Annotated in this window: 18 protein-coding genes; 9 read left to right on the top strand and 9 right to left on the bottom strand. The window is 32.0% G+C overall.

The annotated features are described in order from the left end of the window. Positions 1-55: 55 nt before the first annotated feature. A complete protein-coding gene (locus BTO05_RS00290; RefSeq protein WP_087490738.1) occupies positions 56-697 on the bottom strand; it encodes a protein-L-isoaspartate(D-aspartate) O-methyltransferase in 642 nt (213 codons plus the stop codon). A gap of 153 nt (positions 698-850) precedes the next feature. Here BTO05_RS00290 and BTO05_RS00285 point away from each other — a divergent pair, with 153 nt between their 5' ends. The 9 genes from BTO05_RS00285 to miaA all read left to right on the top strand — a co-directional run bounded on the left by BTO05_RS00285 (position 851) and on the right by miaA (position 10,632). Continuing rightward, positions 851-1,810: a Gfo/Idh/MocA family protein gene (locus BTO05_RS00285; protein ID WP_087490737.1), complete on the top strand. Its 960-nt coding sequence runs from the start codon at positions 851-853 to the stop codon at positions 1,808-1,810. 69 nt (positions 1,811-1,879) lie between these two features. Further along, a complete protein-coding gene (locus BTO05_RS00280) occupies positions 1,880-2,770 on the top strand; it encodes a 3-hydroxyacyl-CoA dehydrogenase family protein (RefSeq protein WP_087490736.1) in 891 nt (296 codons plus the stop codon). Positions 2,771-2,779: 9 nt separating this feature from the next. Beyond that, the gene (locus BTO05_RS00275; protein WP_087490735.1) at positions 2,780-4,018 is read left to right on the top strand and encodes a DUF1015 domain-containing protein; all 1,239 of its coding nucleotides are present in this window, start codon (positions 2,780-2,782) and stop codon (positions 4,016-4,018) included. Between the two features lie 12 nt (positions 4,019-4,030). Continuing rightward, positions 4,031-4,786: a hypothetical protein gene (locus BTO05_RS00270; RefSeq protein ID WP_087490734.1), complete on the top strand. Its 756-nt coding sequence runs from the start codon at positions 4,031-4,033 to the stop codon at positions 4,784-4,786. Between the two features lie 2 nt (positions 4,787-4,788). After that, the gene (locus tag BTO05_RS00265) at positions 4,789-5,457 is read left to right on the top strand and encodes a YggS family pyridoxal phosphate-dependent enzyme (RefSeq protein WP_087490733.1); all 669 of its coding nucleotides are present in this window, start codon (positions 4,789-4,791) and stop codon (positions 5,455-5,457) included. A gap of 65 nt (positions 5,458-5,522) precedes the next feature. After that, a complete protein-coding gene (locus BTO05_RS00260) occupies positions 5,523-6,887 on the top strand; it encodes an exonuclease domain-containing protein (RefSeq protein ID WP_087490732.1) in 1,365 nt (454 codons plus the stop codon). Between the two features lie 3 nt (positions 6,888-6,890). Beyond that, the gene (locus tag BTO05_RS00255) at positions 6,891-8,837 is read left to right on the top strand and encodes a DUF3857 domain-containing protein (protein WP_087490731.1); all 1,947 of its coding nucleotides are present in this window, start codon (positions 6,891-6,893) and stop codon (positions 8,835-8,837) included. A 24-nt stretch (positions 8,838-8,861) separates the two neighbouring features. Next, positions 8,862-9,728, top strand: a complete 867-nt coding sequence (locus tag BTO05_RS00250) for an ion transporter (RefSeq protein WP_087490730.1) — start codon at positions 8,862-8,864, stop codon at positions 9,726-9,728. Then, on the top strand, positions 9,721-10,632 hold the full coding sequence (miaA, locus tag BTO05_RS00245; protein ID WP_087490729.1) for a tRNA (adenosine(37)-N6)-dimethylallyltransferase MiaA: 912 nt from the start codon (positions 9,721-9,723) through the stop codon (positions 10,630-10,632). The genes BTO05_RS00250 and miaA overlap by 8 nt, the downstream gene beginning before the upstream one ends. Before the next feature lie 28 nt (positions 10,633-10,660). Here the strand turns inward: miaA and BTO05_RS00240 are convergent, their stop codons facing one another. The 8 genes from BTO05_RS00240 to BTO05_RS00205 all read right to left on the bottom strand — a co-directional run bounded on the left by BTO05_RS00240 (position 10,661) and on the right by BTO05_RS00205 (position 21,356). Continuing rightward, positions 10,661-11,365, bottom strand: a complete 705-nt coding sequence (locus BTO05_RS00240; RefSeq protein ID WP_087490728.1) for a response regulator transcription factor — start codon at positions 11,363-11,365, stop codon at positions 10,661-10,663. A 4-nt stretch (positions 11,366-11,369) separates the two neighbouring features. Beyond that, entirely contained in the window at positions 11,370-12,941 is a 1,572-nt protein-coding gene (locus BTO05_RS00235; protein WP_198295239.1) for a sensor histidine kinase, read from the bottom strand. A 79-nt stretch (positions 12,942-13,020) separates the two neighbouring features. Then, positions 13,021-13,623, bottom strand: a complete 603-nt coding sequence (gene coaE / locus BTO05_RS00230; protein WP_232459757.1) for a dephospho-CoA kinase — start codon at positions 13,621-13,623, stop codon at positions 13,021-13,023. Beyond that, the gene (locus tag BTO05_RS00225; RefSeq protein WP_087490726.1) at positions 13,623-14,588 is read right to left on the bottom strand and encodes a CdaR family protein; all 966 of its coding nucleotides are present in this window, start codon (positions 14,586-14,588) and stop codon (positions 13,623-13,625) included. Before BTO05_RS00225 ends, coaE begins: the two co-directional genes overlap by 1 nt. Then, a complete protein-coding gene (locus BTO05_RS00220) occupies positions 14,585-15,589 on the bottom strand; it encodes a glycosyltransferase (RefSeq protein ID WP_087490725.1) in 1,005 nt (334 codons plus the stop codon). The genes BTO05_RS00225 and BTO05_RS00220 overlap by 4 nt, the downstream gene beginning before the upstream one ends. Positions 15,590-15,665: 76 nt before the next feature. Further along, positions 15,666-17,402 (bottom strand): FG-GAP-like repeat-containing protein, encoded by a 1,737-nt coding sequence (locus BTO05_RS00215; RefSeq protein ID WP_087490724.1) that lies wholly within the window; start codon positions 17,400-17,402, stop codon positions 15,666-15,668. A gap of 123 nt (positions 17,403-17,525) precedes the next feature. After that, positions 17,526-20,354 carry a T9SS type A sorting domain-containing protein gene (locus BTO05_RS00210; RefSeq protein WP_087490723.1) on the bottom strand — a complete coding sequence of 943 codons (2,829 nt, stop codon included), beginning with the start codon at positions 20,352-20,354 and terminating at the stop codon, positions 17,526-17,528. A gap of 183 nt (positions 20,355-20,537) precedes the next feature. Then, positions 20,538-21,356 carry an enoyl-ACP reductase gene (locus BTO05_RS00205; protein ID WP_087490722.1) on the bottom strand — a complete coding sequence of 273 codons (819 nt, stop codon included), beginning with the start codon at positions 21,354-21,356 and terminating at the stop codon, positions 20,538-20,540. Positions 21,357-21,372: the final 16 nt, after the last annotated feature.

Raw genomic sequence — 21,372 nt, 5'->3', positions numbered from 1 at the left:
ATATGAATTTTAGTATTCAAAAAGTAAGATTTCATTAATAAATATCTGATACACATCAATTCTTATCCTCTAAAAGGGGCACAAAACGAAACTCACCGAGTTCGTGCTGTTCAAATTCCTTTGGTCCTTTTCTTATGAAAAGGTTCATTGTTTGTATAGCGTCTCCTACAGGGATAATCAAGCGTCCGCCAATTTCTAATTGAGATAATAGTGGTTTGGGAACAAACGGTGCGCCAGCAGTAACAATTATACTTTTAAAAGGTGCTTCATCAGGTAAGCCCTTATAGCCATCGCCAAAAATTAATTTCTTAGCACGATAACCTAATTTTGGTAAAAATTTAGATGTTTTTTTAAACAGCTCTTTTTGGCGTTCAATAGAAAATACCTTAGCACCTAACTCTATTAATACAGCAGTTTGATAACCACTACCCGTTCCTATTTCAAGAACTTTATCTCCAGATTTTATTTGCATCAACTCAGATTGAAAAGCGACAGTGTATGGTTGAGAAATGGTCTGATCTGCACCAATAGGAAACGCCTTGTCTTGATATGCATGATCTATAAAACCAGAATCCATAAACAAGTGTCTTGGTATTTTTGCAATAGCCGCCATAACTTTTTCGTCCTTTATTCCTTTATCTATAAGAATCTGAACTAATTGTTGTCGCATACCTTGATGCTTAAATGTATCTTTCAAAAATGGTAGTTTAGTTAATGCTAAAATAATTCAACAAACAGCAAATTCCAACATAATTTTATTCAGTATTATATTATTGAATTAATAGTTTTTTATAATTGCTTTTCGATATTTTTCATTGAAAACGATTATTTTTGTGAAAAACAGAAAAACATGCTAAACGCTGGTGTTCTTGGTGCTGGTCACCTTGGAAAAATTCATCTAAGATTACTCAACCAATCTAAAAAATATAACCTAGTTGGCTTTTACGATGCTGATCCCGAAAATGCTCAAAAAGTTGTCGAAGAATTTGGTTACAAATACTTTGATACAATTGATGCATTGATTGATGCTGTAGATGTTGTAGATATTGTAACACCTACACTAAGCCATTATGATTGTGCAAAAAAAGCAATTTCGAAAGGCAAACATATTTTTATTGAAAAGCCAATTACAAATACAGTCGAAGAGGCTGAAACTATTAGAACTTTGGTTGCAGAGCACGGCGTTAAAGGGCAAGTTGGTCACGTAGAGCGTTTTAATCCTGCTTTTATTGGTGTAAAAGACCAGATAGAAAACCCAATGTTTATCGAGACACATCGTCTTGCAGAATTTAACCCTCGAGGAACTGATGTCCCTGTGGTTTTGGACTTAATGATACACGATATAGACATTATTTTAAGTGTTGTTAACTCACCTGTGAAGCACATATCCGCAAGTGGTGTTTCTGTAATTAGTGAAACTCCAGATATTGCTAATGCCCGTATTGAATTTAAAAATGGTTGTGTAGCTAACTTAACAGCAAGTCGTATTTCATTAAAAAACATGCGCAAAACACGTTTCTTTCAAAAGGATGCTTATATATCAGTAGATTTCTTAGAAAAGAAATGTGAAGTTGTAAAAATGAAAGATGCTCCAGAAAACCCTGGTGATTTCGATATGATTCTTCAAAATGCTGAAGGCTTAAAAAAACAAATCTATTTCGACAATCCTGAAATAGAAAACAATAATGCAATTTTAGACGAGTTAGAAACATTTGCTGACGCAATTAATAACAACACAAAACCAGTAGTAACCCTACATGATGGTACTGAGGCTTTGCGTGTTGCAAATATGATTATCAATCAATTTTAATTCTCACAAAACAATTCAAATAATTAATTAAATAAATTCTTATTTAAATAGGAATAAATATAATTCTCAATGAAAAACGTAGCAGTCATAGGCGCAGGAACGATGGGTAATGGAATAGCCCACACATTTGCACAATCTGGTTTTAAAGTTCAACTAATAGACATAAGTGAAGCATCTCTAAAAAAAGGCATGGATACCATTGCTAAAAATTTAGATAGAATGGTGGCTAAAGAAAGAATATCAGAAGATGATAAATCTGAAACATTAGGAAACATAGAAACTTTTACAAGTATCACTGAAGGCGTTGAATCTGCCAGCTTAGTAGTCGAAGCAGCAACAGAAAATTTAGATTTAAAACTTAAAATATTCAGAGAGCTTGATGAGGCATGTCCTGATGATACTATTTTAGCCACAAACACTTCCTCAATTTCAATCACACAAATTGGTGCTGTAACATCTAGACCAGAACTAGTTATTGGTATGCATTTTATGAATCCTGTACCAATTATGAAACTGGTTGAAATCATCAGAGGTTATAATACAAGTGATGAAGTGACTAATACGATTATGGAATTATCTAAAACATTAGGTAAAATCCCTACAGAAGTTAATGATTATCCAGGTTTTGTAGCAAACCGTATATTAATGCCAATGCTTAATGAAGCTATTGAAACGCTTTATAATGGTGTAGCTGGTGTTACAGAAATTGATACTGTAATGAAGCTTGGTATGGCACACCCAATGGGACCACTTCAACTAGCAGACTTTATTGGTCTAGATGTTTGTTTGTCTATATTAAACGTTATGTACGACGGATTTAAAAACCCAAAGTATGCACCATGTCCATTATTAGTAAATATGGTTCGTGCTGGTAAACTTGGTGTAAAATCTGGTGAAGGCTTCTATGACTATTCAGAAAGTAGAAAAGCAGAAAATGTAGCTAAACAATTTTCTAAATAGGATACTAATTTGGCAAAAATAACTCCATTTAGAGCAGTACGTCCAACACGAGATAAAGTAAGTTTAGTGGCATCTCGCTCATATCAAAGTTATACTCAGCCAGAACGCGAAGCACGATTAGACTACAATCCGTATTCTTTTTTACACATTGTAAATCCTGGTTATAAATATGATAAGGAGATATCTGGTAAAGAACGTTACCAACTCGTAAAAAACAGGTATCAAGAGTTTAAAGAAGATGGTGTCTTTGTTCAGGATAAAAAAGCATCTTTTTATATCTATCGCATTGTAGACAGAGACCATCAAGTCTTTAATGGTATTGTTGCTGCAGCCAGTGTCGAGGACTACAAAAATGATGTTATAAAAAAACACGAGGATACTATCGAAAGTCGTGAGACTGTCTTTAAAGACTATCTAAAAACAGTAGGTTTCAATGCCGAACCTGTACTACTCACCTATCCTGATAATGATAATATTTCAATCATAGTTTCAGAAATACAGAAACAACGCGCTGAGTTTGAATTTACGACTACATATAGAGACACTCATTATTTATGGCAAATAGATAACGAAAATGACATTAGTGTTATTTCTGATGCTTTTACAGAAATGGAAGTACTCTATATTGCAGATGGACATCACCGTTCGTCTTCATCTACGCTTTTGCAAAAAGAATTAAAAGCTGAAAACAATAATCATACTGGCAACGAAACTTATAACTCTTTTATGAGTTTTTTGATTCCTGAATCTGAATTAAAACTTCATGAGTTTTACAGAGTTATAAGAGACTTAAACGGCATGTCCAAAGAAGAGTTTTTAATTCAATTAGATACTGTGTATCGTATCGAAAATAGAGGTATTATGCCTTACAAACCGTCTAAAGCACATCATTTTAGTATGTATTTAGATGGAGAATTCTACTCCTTATACCTCAGAAAAAATGATTATAAATTTAAAACATCTCTTGATGCTTTGGACGCACAATTACTTTATGACACCGTTTTAAAACCAATACTAGGCATTGACGATTTACGCAATAATACGCGTATAGATTATTTAAGCGGTAAAAAAGATATCGTTAATTTAAAAAGTATGGTCGATAGTAACGAATTCAAAGTTGGTTTTGGTATGATTCCAGCAACAATTGAACAAATGAAAGCCATAGCGGACGAAGGTCTAAAAATGCCACCAAAGAGCACTTATATTGAGCCTAAGTTACGAAGTGGTGTTACTATTTATGAGTTTTGAGATTTAGATGTTATGGAAGTAGTAGGTCAATCGGAAAATATTAGAAAAAACTTACAGTATTTATTTGACAAAAACTTTAATAGAGTTAAGAGTCTGAACTATAAAAACTTTGTAGATTATTTAATTGATAACAATGAGATAGTATTAAATAACTATACTAGAGAAGTATATTTTCGGATGGATGAAATCGAAATAACTGAAGTTAAAAACTCCCTAAAAAACTTTAAAATTTCTTCAATATTTGAAAAGTTAGTAAAATTTGAGTTTGACGAAATTTTACTAAAAAATAATTTGAAATCAGATTTAAAGAAAATAATTTCTAAACTTCAAAGAGAAAATTTAGACAAATTTGATTCTTTAGAAAGACAGGTTTTATTTATTTCATTCGATAATCTTTCTGAGTCTTGGTGTTCAATTTATGGAAAAGGAGATTTTCCTATCTTAAAAAATCCTGAATATTTTGACTATGATTACTCAAACCAATTATTTCAATTTGAAAAAAAAATCGATTCTACGTCTTTTAGTAAGCCTCTTTTCGATTTTGAAAGAATAGTTGATGAATTAGATTTATACAACCAACTCATAAATGATTTTGAACTTTATAATTGTATTTATGAATCCTACAAATACAAATATTTTTTATTATTAAATGAAGTTCTTTCTGAAAATGACGGAGAATTATTTAAAAACTTTCCAATTATAAAACCTTTTTATATTTACGGAAACGAACATGATTGTGAGTATATAAATCTACATATTATTGAATGACGATGAACATAAAACAAAATCTAAATAAAATAAAGTCTCAATTACCAAATCATGTCGTTTTAGTAGCCGTTTCTAAAACAAAACCTATTAGTGCCTTAATGGAAGCTTACGATGCTGGTCAACGCATTTTTGGAGAAAATAAAATCCAAGAAATGGCTGACAAATGGGAAACTATGCCAAAAGACATACAATGGCATATGATTGGTCATGTACAGCGCAACAAGGTCAAATACATGGCTGAGTTTGTGGATTTAATTCATGGTGTAGACAGCTTAAAACTACTTAAAGAAATAAACAAACAAGCAAAAAAACACCAACGTATCATTAATTGTCTACTTCAAATTAAAATAGCAAAAGAAGATAGCAAATTTGGTTTATCGCCCGAAGATGCAAAAAGCATTTTAACTTCAGACGAACTTTTGGAATTAGAAAACATCAAAATTGTTGGCCTAATGGGTATGGCAACATTCACTGATGATATGCAACAAGTCGAGAGTGAATTTAACCTTCTAAAATCTACATTTACAGAACTTCCTGAAGTTGATAGTCATAACTGTAAATTACAAACTATTAGTATGGGTATGAGTGGTGATTACCAAATAGCCATAGATTGTGGCAGTACTATGATACGTGTTGGTAGCAGTATTTTTGGAGCAAGAAATTACAATTAATTCTCTTTTGAAAATCTTATAAATACAACTATCTTCACTTTTTAAATCCAAACAGAAATACTCCTATTTACGCAATACTTGACATAGAAACTACTGGCGGAAAATTTAACGAAGAAGGCATTACAGAAATTGCTATATATAAATTTGACGGCCATGAAATAGTAGACCAATTTATAAGTCTTGTTAATCCAGAACGAGAAATTCAGCCTTTTGTAGTTAATCTTACAGGTATAAATAGTAAGATGTTACGAAATGCACCAAAATTCTATCAGGTTGCAAAACGTATTGTAGAAATTACTGAAGGCTGTATTATTGTAGCACATAACTCTTCTTTTGACTACCGTATTTTAAAGACAGAATTCAAACGTTTAGGTTTTCCATATAAAAGAAAAACACTTTGTACAGTCGAGCTATCTAAACAATTGATTCCGGATATGGAATCATATAGTTTAGGCAAATTAACTCGTGCTTTAGGGATTGCTATTAGTGATAGGCATCGCGCTGACGGTGACGCAAAAGCTACTGTCAAGCTCTTTAAAATGCTATTAAATAAAGACCTTAAAAAGGAAATTATCACACAAGCTGTAAAGACTGAACAAAAATCAAAAATAGCTTCGAACTTAAAAGCTATAGTTGAGGAAATGCCAAATGAAACTGGTGTTTACTACATTCATAATGAAGCAAGTGAAATTATTTATATTGGAAAAAGTAACAATATCAAAAAACGAATTACCCAACACTTTACTGGTACCAATTCTAAATCAAAAAAAATTCAGGCACTAGTCTCTTCGGTATCTTACGAAAAAACAGGAAGTGAACTTATTGCATTATTAAAAGAAAGTGAAGAGATTAAAAAGAACAAACCATTACTTAACAGAGCCTTAAAAAAGCACTTGTTTTCGCATGGACTTTATCAGTTTACTGACACTAATGGTTACGTAAATCTACGAGTAGATAGTGCAACAAAAGCAGAAACCCCAATAACAACCTTTACAAATAGACAAAGTGCAAACCACTTTATTAATAATGCCGTTATTAATTATGAACTCTGTCAAAAACTCACTGGTCTCGAAAAAACCAAATCAAGTTGTTTTAATTATGGTATTGAAGAGTGTCATGGTGCATGTATCAATAAAGAATCTGTAGAAGCTTATAATAATCGTATCTATAATTTTATAGATTTACATTCTTACGAAAACAAAAATATGCTCATTATAGACCGCGGAAGGTATGTTGATGAAAAAAGTGTTGTTGTCATTGAAAATGGCACATTTAAAGGCCTAGGTTTTTTTGATTTGAATCATCAAATTAATAATACTGAAGTTTTACTCTCTCTAATTACACCCATGTCAAATAACAGAGATAATCAACATATCATACAATCTTACGTTAGACGAAACAAGAAAAGAATAAAAATTTCTACATTTTAGAATATGAAAAAATACATTTTCCTTCTTATCATTTTATTTTCATTATCCACAAATGCTCAGGTATTTGAAATTGGTATGAACGTTACCAAACAAGAGTTAGAAACAAATACTTATGAGAAGGATCCAGCTGCAGAAGCACTTATCATATACGATTACGGTAATGCTTTTTTTAATAAAGACACATGGCGTCTTAATATTAAAACGAATCAAAAAATTAAAATTCTTAATAAAGAAGGGTTGAAACACGGAAAGGTTGAAATACCGCTTTATATTGGTAAAGATTCAAGAGAAAATTTAAAAGATGTTTCGGTACAAGTTCATAATCTAGAAAATGGAAAACCTGTTATAACAAACATGTCACAAGATGCTATTTATACCGAGAAAAATGACACATATGAAGTAGCTAGGCTTGTTTTTCCTAACGTAAAAGTCGGTAGCATAATTACCTACAGTTACACTAAGACTACCAATTTTATTAATAAGTTTGTGCCATGGAGCTTTCAGCATGATATACCAACGCTTTACAGTGAACTTAATGCTAGTATACCTGGAAACTATGACTATAACATAAAACTAGTTGGTTCCATTCCATTAAAAGTAAATACTAACAACATAGATTATAATTGTCTAGAAGCTGGTAGAGGTGCGTATGCGAACTGTGCCGTTTATAGATATGTAATGACTGATATACCAGCATACAGAAAAGAAAAATATACAACCACAAAAGCTAATTATTTGTCTAGAATAGAATACGAATTAAGTGTAGTAAAACAGTTTAACGGTTCGGTAGACAAGATTACAAAATCATGGGAAGATGTTGATGGTGAACTGAAAGCGGACTCTGACTTTGGTAGACAGATAAATAAAAAAAAGCTAGTAAAAGAACTACTTCCACCTCCAATCACTAGTATTAAAGATACAAAAGAAAAAGCAAAGGCCATTTATCAGTATGTATTAGACAACTATATATGGGATAGTAAATCTGGAAGATATGACGCTTCTATAAAACGTCTTCTAGAAGAAAAAGGTGGTAATGCATTTGAGATAAATCTATTATTACAAAACCTATTACATGCCGAAGGATTAGAATCTTATGCGATGTTAGTCTCTACAAGAGACAATGGTTTAGCCACAAAAGTCTACCCAGTACTTACTGATTTTGATTATACAATAGTAAAGCTTGTTATAAAAGATGAAACGTACTATTTGGATGCCACAAACCCGTACTTAAGCTTTGGAGAATTGCCTTTTTATTGTCTTAATCAGTATGGTAGGGTCAATGATACCGAATATGGTAGTTATTGGGAAGATATAGCGCCTGGACAATATTCTACAATTCAAATCGGTGCTAAATACAAGTTATCAGAAAACAACCAACTAAAAGGAGATGTAAACATTTCAGTAACTGGATATAACTCTCATGCAAAGAAAAAATTATATCACGAAAATTCTTCAGTATACCTAGAACGCTTAAAAAGTAGTTACACTAACAGCACTATTGAAAAACACGAAGTTTTGTCAAAAAACAAAAACGATAATAAGTTTTCGGAAGTATTAGAAGTCTTACATGAAGAAGAGTTTGTTGGTGATAAAATCTATTTCAATCCATTTATTTACAAGTTTTATGAAGAAAATCCCTTCAAACTAGAACAACGTACCTATCCAATTGATTTTGGCTATAAACAATTGTTTAATTATGCTATTGAAGTAGAACTTGGTGACAAATTAAAAGTTGTCGAACTGCCAAAACCAATAAATTTTGCATTACCTAACAAAGGTGGCTTAGTAACTTTTAGTACATCAGCTAACGAAGAAAAACTATCAGTATTTGTTCGTATTAAATTAGACAAACCAATTTATGATGCTAGTTATTATGAAGCCTTAAAAGCTTTTATGGGTCAAATTATAGACTTACAAAATAATAGTGTTGTCGTTTTAGAGAAAAAATAACCCTATCTTTTGTAAATTTAAAACGTGGAAGCAACAAAAAAACATAATTGGCGTACTAAACTTCATGAAATAATTTATGAAGCAGATACGCCTTCTGGAAAATGGTTTGATGTTTTATTACTAGTTTTTATAATACTGAGTATAGTTTTAGTTATGCTCGAAAGTGTAAATAGTATAGACAAAAAATATCATGATCTACTTTATTACGGAGAATGGATTGTAACTATATTGTTTAGTATAGAATATATACTCAGAGTGGTTAGTATAAAAAAGCCATTCAAGTACATTTTTAGCTTTTTTGGGATAATAGACTTTTTGTCAACCATTCCGATGTATGTAACATTTTTATTTGGAGGCGCTCAAGCGCTTGTAACGCTCCGAGCGCTGAGATTATTGCGAGTTTTTAGGATTTTAAAACTAGCACGCTATCTAGGAGCTTCAAATCAATTAAAAGACTCGATTATTGCGAGCCGTATTAAAATTTTAGTTTTCTTATTTGCTGTAATGGTATCTTCTGTAGTATTTGGCACCATAATGTATTTGGTTGAAGGAGAAGCTAATGGATTTACAAACATCCCTAAAAGTGTATATTGGTGTATCGTGACACTAACGACTGTAGGTTTTGGTGACATAGCTCCACAAACACCCTTAGGCCAGTTTATAACTACAATAATAATGATTTTGGGTTACGGTATAATTGCTGTACCTACAGGAATTGTCTCTGCCGAATATGCAAAGAGCAGTAGTAAAAAATCTGAGAATGGAAAAGCAGACGTAACGAAGTCTCAAATCGATACAAATTCTCAGTCTTGCAGGAGTTGTTTGGCTCAGAATCATAAAGATAACGCTGAGTTTTGTTATAAATGTGGAGAAGTATTACATCATGAGTAAGACACTTATTTCAATAGTTGGACCTACCGGAATTGGTAAAACTGCATTAAGTATTAAATTGGCTCAGTATTTTAACACAGAAATAATTTCTTCAGATTCTAGACAATTTTTTAAAGAAATGACTATTGGAACTGCCGTTCCTAACAAGATAGAACTAGCTTCTGCAAAACATCATTTTATACAACATATATCAGTAGAAGAGCCTTATAATGTAGGTCATTATGAAAAAGAGGCCATTAATAAATTAAAAGAACTGTTTAAGACTCAAGATGTAATAGTAATGGTTGGAGGTTCTGGCTTATATAGTAATGCAGTCATTAATGGTTTAGATATTTTTCCTGATATTCCTAAAAAAATTAGAGAAGAATTAAATCTAAAGCTAGAAACTGAAGGTATTAAAATACTTCAGTTACAACTGAAAGAGTTAGATCAAACCTCATACAATACAATTGCTATTAACAACCCACAACGTCTTATAAGAGCTTTAGAAATATGTATTGGTACAGGTAAGCCTTATTCGAGTTTCTTATCTAAGAATAAAACCAAAAGACCATTTAAAACAATTTCTATAGGTATTAAAGCCGAAAGAGAAATTATTTACGACCGTATTAATAGACGTGTAGATATTATGATAGAAAACGGATTGGTTGATGAAGCAAGAAGATTGTTACCACAAAAAAAGCTTAATGCCTTAAATACAGTTGGCTATAAAGAATTGTTCAAACATTTCGAAGGTGAATGGACTTTAGATTTTGCTATTTCTGAAATTAAGAAAAACACACGCCGATTCGCAAAACGTCAACTAACATGGTATAGAAAAGATGAAACTATTAAATGGTTTGATTATTTAGAAGACGTTAATCTAATCACATCTTATATTGAAAACAAAAAACCAGCTAAATAGCTGGTTTTTTATCTTTTTATTATTGTAACTACTTGTTGATTACCAATCGAAATCCTTCACCGTGTATGTTTAGAATTTCTACATTTGGATCTGGCTTTAAATACTTACGTAATTTTGCTATATAAACATCCATACTTCGAGATGTGAAATAATTATCATCTCTCCATATTTTAGTTAATGCTAATTCACGTGGCATTAAATCGTTTTCGTGTAAAGCCAATAACCTTAAAAGCTCATTTTCTTTTGGAGATAGTTTTTCTGGATCACCACCATTAAGAGATAAGAAACGAAGTTTAGAGTTTAAATGAAAATTACCAATAACAAACTCAAACTGCTTACTGTCAGCAACACTATCAGTTGCTTTACGCTGCATAATAGCCTTAATCTTCATCAATAAGACCTCACTATCAAAAGGTTTGTTTAAGTAGTCGTCTGCTCCTACTTTATAACCTTTTAAGACATCTTCTTTCATTGCCTTAGCCGTTAAAAAAACAATAGGAACATCAGTATTCTTCTCTCTAATTTCTTTAGCTAGAGTAAAACCGTCCTTGTAAGGCATCATGACATCAAGTATACAAAGATCATAATCATCTTTCTTAAACTTTTCGAAACCTTCCATACCATTTTTTGCATGAACTACATCAAAGTCGTTCATGATTAAATAGTCTTTAAGTACAGTTCCAAAATTTGGATCGTCCTCTACTAATAATATTTTTTTGTTTTGCTCTTCCATAATATTATGATATTAATGGTAGCCTTATTGTAAAGGTGCTACCTTTTCCTTTTTCACTTTCTACTGATATGTGACCTTGATGGTCATCTATTATTCTTTTAACGTAAGCCAACCCTAAACCGTGACCTTTTACATTATGTACATTTCCTGTGTGTTCTCTGTAAAACTTTTCGAACACCTTTTTCTGAACTTGTTTTGACATACCATTTCCTTGATCAGATATTTTTACAAGAACACTGTTTCCTATATTCTCTGAATAAACATCAATCTTTGGAGCGTCATCAGAATACTTAATTGCATTATCAAATATATTTACAATCACATTTGTAAAATGTGTTTCGTTTGCCAGTATTGATGACTTGGCAGCATTTAGATGCAATTTTATATAACCTTTTCTGTCCTCGACAATAAGCTGAACATGCGTTACAGCATCTTCTACTATGTCGTGAAACTTAAGGCGTTCCTTACTTATATTAAGCTCATTTTTTTCGAGCTTAGAAATTCTTAGTACATTTTCTACTTGAGCATGCATACGTTTATTCTCTTCTTTTATCATGCCCAAATAACGCAACACTTTTTCCTTATCGTCAATGATTTTAGGGTTTCTTATAGAATCTAAAGCCAAATTAATTGTTGCTATTGGCGTCTTAAATTCATGCGTCATATTATTGATAAAATCTGTTTTAATCTGTGATATTTGGCGTTGCTTAATTAATTGATATATCGCACTTGTATATGCTACTATAATTACTGAGGTAAAAATTATTGACAAAACTATCATCCAAAGTATCGTCGATATTAAAAAGCTATTACGTTCGGGAAAATCTACCCAAAGATTAAAAGTACTTTCATCATTATTATCTAAAAAGATAGGAACCCCATAAGAATTATCTGTTTTCTCAAAATTATCTGTTCTAATTTTAGTTGATAAATCGTTATCAAAAATGGCATATTCGTATTTGATTTCGATACCTTGTTCATCAAGATTCTTACTAATAAAAGAATCTATCAATTCCGGACTAACCCTTTTGTAGATCGGGTAATTATAGGCACTAATTAAGGATTTAAAAGCATCTCTTTGTAGAAAATTCTTGGTGTCGTCAGACATATCATCAAACTCTCTAACCCTTGACACACTTTCCATTGACCCATCGATAGTAGAATTTTTGAAAACCTCAGTTGTCTTCTCATTAGTAAAATTACTGAAGTCGGTACTATCTGCATCTATTTCAAAGAACAAAGAGGGCACTTTAAAGCGCTCTTCTAAAATTATATTTTGATGAACTATTGTTTGATCACTTTCCTTGTCTTCAAATTCAAAAAATAAACGCTGAACAGAAGTTGAATCCGCTCTTGCTTTATCCCTTAAAATAGGCTGAATGTTATCGTAGTAATTTCTAAATTCATAATCATCAATCTGTTTAGAAACATAGCTTAAAGCTGTCTTTACATTCAAAGTAAACTGCTGCCGCTCGTTTTCTAAACTTCTATTAATAAAAAATGATTGAACGAAAATTATACCAATAAGCGATAGACTCATTAATACTACCAATAACACGAAAAGCTTTTTGTTCATCGCATCAAATTTAACATTTTAGCATTTAGCATAAATTGTGTTTAACCTTACATTAACACAAATGTTAAAATTTAGAGCATTAAATATTATTAATCAACGCTTTATGTGTTTTTTGAACTTGACTTTTAGCAATCTCTAAATCATCATTTTCTATAATAAAATCAGATTTATTTATCTTTTCTTCATCAGGAAGTTGATTCAATATTATAGATTCTACAGAATCTCGAGACGTATTATCTCTTTGTATAACGCGTTTTATACGCTCTTCTTTATCTGCAACTACAGTAATTATATAATCATATTGACTTTGTAGATTATTCTCAAAAATTATAGCCACTTCTTTAAGTACATAAGGTGCATCTTGCTTTTTTATCCAGCGTTTAAAATGAGCTCCAACTTTTGGATGCACAATTGCATTCATTTGTGTCAGTAAATCTTTATTATTAAATATTTTGCTCCGAAGATAATCTCTATTCAAAGCTCCATTTTTATATGTATTATCACCAAACAGAGCTATAAGTTTTCTTCTTATAACTTTTGAGCGATTCATTAGTGCTTTTGCCTCAAAATCTGCATGATATACTGGTATACCTAAGGCTTCAAAGTATTTTGAAATGGTTGTTTTACCGCTTCCTATTCCGCCAGTAATACCAACAATTATTTGTTTTTTGATGTCTTGCACTAATCGGATATTATAAATTCTACTCTATTTTGAACTAAACGCACACTTTTAACCAAACTTGAAGACTCTAGGACTTGGAGTTCCAGGTTATTTTGATATTGATTGTTTAATTTAGAAAAATCACACACTACCTTAAAGTCTTCTTGCTTTACATTTTTAAAATTTTCAACATCTACATAATAGATAAGGTCAATATTTTTTGGAAAAAAATTCACACTCTTACCTATTGGCGTGTTAATTAAATCAATTGGAATAGAGAATTTACCTTCAGTGAAACGTTTTACAGTACCTTTTACGCTAAGTGTTTTTGGTAAAATTTCAATATCAGAACCAGTATTCATAAAAGCTATTTCTTCTGATATATCAGAATTTATATTTTTCAAATCAAGCGGTTCTGTATTGATAACACTTATAGTATCTATATATCTTTTTGATCCAATTATTTTCACAGAATCCTGAGAAAGTCTTAGCTCATTAATAACATCAAAACCTGTGGCATAAGTAATATCTTTCATCAGTTTTACTGGTACTTTTTTAGATGCTAATACATCAATAGTGAAATAGATAGTATCAGGCTTTATGTCTAAAATCTCAACAGAGTTGCCAAATGCTTCGTTAAGTTGGTATTTATTATTACTAATATCCCATAATATTTGTTTACCCCTTTTAACAGTTTCACTTCGAGCATCTATATTAATCTCCTTAGGATTGTTAAACATGTATTTCAAAAGACTAAATCCTTTTGCTTTCATTGTAACTTTTGAGAATGATAATGAATCCTCTAAAACAATAACTTCGTCCTCTAAATTATAGAGATTTATCTCTAAATCTATAGTATGGGTATATGTTTGAGATAATTTGGTAAGCATTAAGAAGAAAAATGCAGCTCCTAAAAAAAAACTGAAGCGCTTTACATTTCGCTTTTTAAAGATTTTAAAAAAATATTTTGAAACTGCTTTTTTCATTTAAAAAACAAGTTAGGAAAAATTGTCTCAGCTGATTTTTTTGTGGTCAATAATTTTATGGTCGATTTAAAAAAACCTATTCCATAGCCATAAAATTGAATACAAGTTGCTCCAATAGACATAATTGCAACTTTTATATTTTTTGTCACTAAAAATGAACTTGCAAAAAGAATTAAAAAATAAATCCCGTATAGTAACAGTAAATGATATAAGCCAACAAATGATAAAAGTAGCGAAATAACAAAAACAAACAAAAATAAGGTTGGGAACCAATACGTTATCTTCGCAGAACTAGGATGCCACTTATTGAGTATTGGCCTTACTTGTCCAAATTTATTGACTTGTTTATAGAACCTATTCCACGAAATCCGTCTTTTATGATAAACAAAAGCATTTTTTATTAGTGAAGTTTTGTATCCCATTTCCCATAAACGTAATATCAAATCTGGATCCTCTCCAGGATGGATTTTTCCAAATCCTTTTGTTGCTTTGTATGCTTCTTGAGAAAGACCTAAATTAAAACTTCTAGGCTGAAAATTTTCAATAGCTTCGCTTCCACCTCTTATGCCTCCTGTTGTCATAAATGAAGTCATCGAAAAGTTAATAGCTTTCTGTAAATCACTAAATGAATCATGTGCACCATCTGGACCACCAAAACAATGATAAAATTTTTGCTTTAAAAAATTATCTACTTCTTGCAGATACTGTTCTGGTAAAATAACATCAGAATCTAATATTATATAATAATTCCCTTTTGCACGTTGCATACCATAATTTCGAGAATCTCCAGGCCCTGAATTACTTTTGAAATAGTATGATATATTAAGCTTATCTATATAACTACAAATAACATTTTCAGAAGTTTCTGTAGAACCGTCTTCGACTATAACAATTTCATAATCGAAATTGCCTTCGAGATTTAAAAAACTTTCTAAGAGTTCTTCAATCTCTTTTGGTCGGTTATAAACAGGTATTATAAACGAATAGCTTAACTGTGTCATAAAACAAATGTAAGTATTGTAAATAAAAAAGCCGCTTAGTAGCGGCCTTGAAAAATATAAAAATTTTGTTTTTAACTTATTGCTTTATGATTCGAGAAGTTTTAATCACTCCTGATAATGATGTTTTTACAAAATACGCCCCAGAAGATAAATTAGATATATCTATATCTACTTCTAAAGAATCGTAATATGATTTAAAAACCTCTTGACCTAGTACATTATACATCGTAATGGTTTCAATAATATTTCTTGACTTAAAACTTAATCTATCACTAGTCGGGTTTGGATGTATTAAAAAGTCTTCTGAAATTTCGAGATTTGGATTTGACAAAACGTTACTACCTTCTACAATATTAAGAATTTGATTTGCAGTTACATTAAGTATCGTATCTATAGTACCACTTAACCAATATACTTTGACATAGTCTACTACTGTATTTTCACCCAAGCCAAAAAATTCTTTAAAAGAGTTTTGAGATAGATAACCTTCTCCATTAATAACATAGCGATATTGCTTTACTCCATTAATAGATATTTCAATTTTGGAGCCTATTCCATCTTTGTTGCTTGTTGTTCCTTCTAAACTTATAGTAAGATAATTATTAGTGGTTACCGTTTTATTCATCCAAAGATTTGGTACTAGTCCACCATTATTAACAACTGCAATATCAACCTTACCATCGTTATCTGCATCTCCAATAACTGATCCATGACTGTCAATGTCATTATTAGCAAAACCAATATTTGTCGGTTCAGAAAAAACCTCTAACGTGTCATTTTGATAAAATCCATAGGATTGCCTTTCGCCAGGAAGCGTATAAATACAACTCACATATAAGTCTAAATCCATATCGTTATCTGCATCAAAAAAGTTAGAACCCCAACACCAACCATCTAATAGTGTTCCTGATGATGATGATACGTCTTCAAAATATTGTCCATTTACATTTTTTAATAATACACTACCTAAAGTTGGTGTCGCAACATCACTTGGTGTATTGGTAATATATATATCAAAAAAACCATCAGAATTATAATCATCAATGGTAACAGACATAGCATCGACAACTATACCAGTAGATGTTTGAGAACTTACATCAGTAAAAGTGGAGTCTCCATCGTTCTCATATAAAAAATTAGAACCATTTTTATCATTTATAACATAGATATCTTGAAATCCATCATTATTATAATCAAAAAAACTTGCTCCAAAAGTAAGTCTAGGGTCTTGAGATAATCCTGCCGTAGATGTAATATTAGTAAAAGTACCGTCACAATTACTCTGAAATAAGTAATTCGTAATCAGCGAGTTTAACGTTCGGTTTGAATAAAATAAATCTAAACAACCATCGTTATTAATGTCTCCCCAAGAAACACTATAAGTATCAATCGCATCAGTAAAAAGACCTGAACTTACTGTAACATCTACAAACAATAATTCAGGATCTTGTCTAAAGAGCCTACTACCTTCTATGTCACTAACAACAAACAAATCTCTGTCTCCATCATTATCATAATCTACCCATGATACTGATCGTGTTTTGTAATCTATAGCTGGTGTAAGTACTCTGTCTTCAACAAACACACCATTGACGTTTTTATAAAATTTTAAAGTTTCATCATTTCCTGTGGGTAGAGTAACATCATCTAATCCATCATTGTTATAATCTGCAAAGCTTAGGCCATTTCCATTGCCATCATAGCTTGTAATCCCTGTTAATCCTCTTATTACAGCTTCGTCATCAAAAAGTAATTGAGAAAAACTAATTGATGAGCAAGTTAAGAAAAAGATTATTGATAAATATAATCTCATATCGTGAAGATTGTTATTAAAGGTAATTTGGAAATATACAAAAAAACAAAATTATTTTTCACCAATTAATCAAAATAAAAAGCCACCAAAATTGGTGGCTTTTAAATATAATAAACTAATACATTATTGCTTAATTATACGTACTGTTTGCGTGTTTCCTAAGATAGATACTTTTGCAAAATATGCACCAGTACTTAAGTTAGCCATGTTTACAGTTACATTTACACTGTTTGGAGATAATCTTAATACCTCTTGACCTAGCATATTGTACATAGTTACAGTATCAATATTTTGCTGAGCATTTAGTGTCAATGTGTTTTTTACTGGGTTTGGATAGTAAGTAAATCCTGTTTCAGTATCAAAATCGCTAGTTGATAACGCAGAACCTGCTAAAGAGAAACTAAATGTACCTTCAGCTCTCGTTGATGGAGAACCATCATCACCAATTCTTAAATAATAAGTTGTATCAGCAGGAGCACCAGTTAAACCTGTATTACAAGCATCTGCTAAAGTTCCAGCACAATCTGTATAAATAGCATACTCAAAACCAGAATCTATAGTTACTGTAATATCTCCACCATTTGCATCAGTAGTAAATGAGTACCAAACATCATTACCTGTAACACATGCATCTCCTGGTGCAGAATCAGTTGCCCCTGCATTAGTACCATTAACAGTAACACTTGTATCTGGTATATTCTCTGCATCATCACAATCATCATTAGCAGGTGGTAAAGGAGAATCAGTATTAAGACTTATTGTAAATGCTCCAGTGTTTGTATTATGACCGTCTACATATATATAATAGTCAGCAGCTACTAAAGCATCAAAACACACTTGAGAATTATTACCTCCTGTTCCACTATCATCATCACCTGCAACACATGTTAAAGCACCGCAAGTACCTTCAAAAACTTGTACTTCAGTATCGAAACCACCAACTTGTATTGTAATTGATTCATTACCAGAAGAATTATATAAATACCACAACCCTGCACCAAAATCTATAGTTCCGTCATTAACTCCAGAAGCGCATGAAGAACCTATATCTCCTCCACTACAAGGTGTCAAATCCTCTACATTGGTAGCAAATGTACTGTTACCATTTAAAACATCTCCATTGTCAATATTAATAGCTGCTGCACATGCATCATTTGGTGGTGGAGGTTGTTCTCCAAATACACAGATATCAAATTCAGTATAACCTGAAGAAGAACTACTTCTAATATTTAAATAATAAGTAGTGTTTGCAGCTGCATCAATTATAAGAGTACCGGTATTAAAACAAGATGTACTACTACCGATTTGAGTTAAAGCACCACACGAACCAGAATATGCAGTTATATATGTACTCGTAGAACTCAATGATTCAAAAGTTTCCGTAACTGAAGCAAAATAATCACCTGCATCTGCAGAGGTAAATCTGTACCATACATCTCTTCCACTAGTTGAGCAACCGTTAGCAGCATCAGTTGATGCACCTTGTGTTGTACCTGATAACAAATTATTGCAAGACGTCGTATCAGATAGAGTTAAGATTTCAGCGTCAACGCATGCATCATTTGGTGGTGGACATCCAAATACTACACTTCCAGAAATTTCACAAGTCGCATCTTGATCATTAATAACAGTAAAATTTACATTTGTAGCAGATGCATAAGGTCCAAAACTTACAATACCAGTATTAGAAACTTGCTGTGTCGAACTACCTTGATCATCTGATATAGTAACTGAAGTTGCAGAACCTAAATCAGTAATATCAACATCTACTGTAAATTGAGTATTAGCACAATCTTCTACAGCAGTAAAAGTGGCTGTAGCATCTGAACAAGTATTTTCAGTAATAGATAAATCAAAAGGTGTTGATTGAGGAGACGCAAAAGTAGAAATCACAATATAATATGTAGTACCACCAGTTAAATCAACAGCTTCTATTGCTCGGCTACCAGCTGCAGAACTAGTACTATTACCGAAACATTCTGTAAATACTTCATTAGCATTTTCACATCCAGAGAATATAAATAAACCAGCCCAAGTACCAGTATTCTCAAGTGTAACGTCAACATTAATATCAGCTACTGGTGTGTAAGCATAAACAATATCATCACCATTTAAGTAAGATGATGTACTACATGATACATTTGTTGAAGTGTAATCGTCACCGAAACCTTCAGTTGTTGCTCCTGTTTGATTATATGGTAAGCTACTAACAACTATTGGATCGGAACATAACGCTCCCGTTGGAGCTGGAATAGTAGTCAAACTCCATATAGGGCAACCCATTGCACTAACATTACCATTTTTAGGAACAACTTGATAATAAATAGTTGCTTCGAATCCACTAACAGTCACATTTGCTGTATTAGTTACATAATTCCCAACTAACCCAAAATCAGACCCATCTGACATTTGTCCAGAAAATAAGTCATAACTTGTAGGTGATGGTCCAGACAAAGGCGTATCCCATGTCAAAGTTGTAGTTCCAATGGGTTGATTAGTTGCACCATCTACTGGTGTTGGGTTTGTTGCACAATCAGGAGCTGATGGCGGAGTAGCGCAAACTACATCAAAATCTAAAGTTGCATAACCTTCTGTACCACAATCAGCACTACCATCTGGTTGAATTCTTACAAATAAATTTGGACCAGAAGTGGTAAATGTAAGACCAGTTAGGTCACCGCTAGTTCCATAGCCATTATATAATTCTGTAGCTGTAGCATCTTCACCATCATAAACTATAAATTCATCCCATCCAGATTCAACTTCACCAGCATTTACCGTAATGGTTAGTACCTGAGCTGAGTCAGAAGACATATATGAATAATCTAGGTTAACGCTAGACGTATAGCAATCTCCAGATTGATTAGTAGTAGACCCACAGGTTACCGTAGTCTGAGCAAATGCTGTTAAAGAAATCGTTAATAGCATTAACAATAAAGTAATTTTTTTCATAAAAAAGTATCATTAAATTAGAAGTTTGTTAAATTATGTTAAAATGTTAATTAAAATTTATCATTTTAACACTATTAGTTGAAATTCTCAAATAATCGACAAAAAACACTAACACACGTTAGTTCATTAACAAAAAAGCCACTGCAATTGCAGTGGCTTTTTTATATTTCTATTTATTAATTTCTATTCTTCACCAACAAAGGCATCCATAACGGCGTCACTTACACCCATGTTACTAAAACCTCCGTCATTATATAAATTTTGAAGTGTCACGCGCTTCGTCAAGTCACTAAATAAGGTTACTGTATAGTTGGCACAATCCATTGCTGTTGCATTACCAAGTGGTGACATTTTTTCGGCGTAAGCAATAAAACCATCAAAACCTTTTACACCTTGACCAGCTGTGGTTGGTGTAGGAGATTGAGAAATAGTGTTTACTCTTACTTTTTTGTCTCTTCCGAAGAAATAACCAAAACTACGTGCAATACTTTCTAGGTAGGCTTTATTATCTGCCATATCATTATAATCAGGGAATACACGTTGTGCTGCCATATAAGTTAACGCAACAATACTTCCCCATTCCTTCATAGCATCGTTCTTATATAAAGCAGACATTACTTTATGAAAAGACATTGCAGAAACATCTGTTCCTTTTTGTGTCCAATCGTATTTTTGGTCAGTATATGCTCTACCTTTTCTTACGTTAACAGACATACCTATTGAGTGTAGAACAAAATCTATTTTCCCGCCTAAAATCTCCATAGACTTTTCAACTAAATTTTGTAAATCTTCTTCAGAGGTTGCATCTGCTGGAATAATTTGAGAACCAGTCTTCTCGGCCAAATCGTTAATCTGCCCCATTCTCATTGCAATTGGCGCATTGGTTAATACAAATTCTCCGCCTTCTTCATGTACACGTTCTGCAGTTTTCCATGCAATAGAATTTGGATCTAATGCTCCAAAAATAATTCCTTTTTTCCCTTTTAATAAGTTATATGACATAGTTGGTTCTGTTAAT

This window comes from Winogradskyella sp. PC-19, from assembly GCF_002163855.1.
In the GTDB taxonomy this organism is placed as follows: Bacteria; Bacteroidota; Bacteroidia; order Flavobacteriales; family Flavobacteriaceae; genus Winogradskyella.
The sequence above is the reverse complement of the archived record's forward strand: the minus strand, read 5'-3'. Positions and strand labels throughout refer to the sequence as shown.

Bases quoted from the DNA above. Each gene is read 5' to 3' on its own strand.
- miaA (WP_087490729.1), top strand. From the start codon at position 9,721: ATGAGTAAGACACTTATTTCAATAGTTGGACCTACCGGAATTGGTAAA.
- BTO05_RS00285 (WP_087490737.1), top strand. From the start codon at position 851: ATGCTAAACGCTGGTGTTCTTGGTGCTGGTCACCTTGGAAAAATTCAT.
- BTO05_RS00235 (WP_198295239.1), bottom strand. From the start codon at position 12,941: ATGAACAAAAAGCTTTTCGTGTTATTGGTAGTATTAATGAGTCTATCG.
- BTO05_RS00240 (WP_087490728.1), bottom strand. From the start codon at position 11,365: ATGGAAGAGCAAAACAAAAAAATATTATTAGTAGAGGACGATCCAAAT.
- BTO05_RS00280 (WP_087490736.1), top strand. From the start codon at position 1,880: ATGAAAAACGTAGCAGTCATAGGCGCAGGAACGATGGGTAATGGAATA.
- BTO05_RS00215 (WP_087490724.1), bottom strand. From the start codon at position 17,402: ATGAGATTATATTTATCAATAATCTTTTTCTTAACTTGCTCATCAATT.
- BTO05_RS00270 (WP_087490734.1), top strand. From the start codon at position 4,031: ATGGAAGTAGTAGGTCAATCGGAAAATATTAGAAAAAACTTACAGTAT.
- BTO05_RS00205 (WP_087490722.1), bottom strand. From the start codon at position 21,356: ATGTCATATAACTTATTAAAAGGGAAAAAAGGAATTATTTTTGGAGCA.
- BTO05_RS00225 (WP_087490726.1), bottom strand. From the start codon at position 14,588: ATGAAAAAAGCAGTTTCAAAATATTTTTTTAAAATCTTTAAAAAGCGA.
- BTO05_RS00255 (WP_087490731.1), top strand. From the start codon at position 6,891: ATGAAAAAATACATTTTCCTTCTTATCATTTTATTTTCATTATCCACA.
- BTO05_RS00210 (WP_087490723.1), bottom strand. From the start codon at position 20,354: ATGAAAAAAATTACTTTATTGTTAATGCTATTAACGATTTCTTTAACA.
- BTO05_RS00220 (WP_087490725.1), bottom strand. From the start codon at position 15,589: ATGACACAGTTAAGCTATTCGTTTATAATACCTGTTTATAACCGACCA.
- BTO05_RS00265 (WP_087490733.1), top strand. From the start codon at position 4,789: ATGAACATAAAACAAAATCTAAATAAAATAAAGTCTCAATTACCAAAT.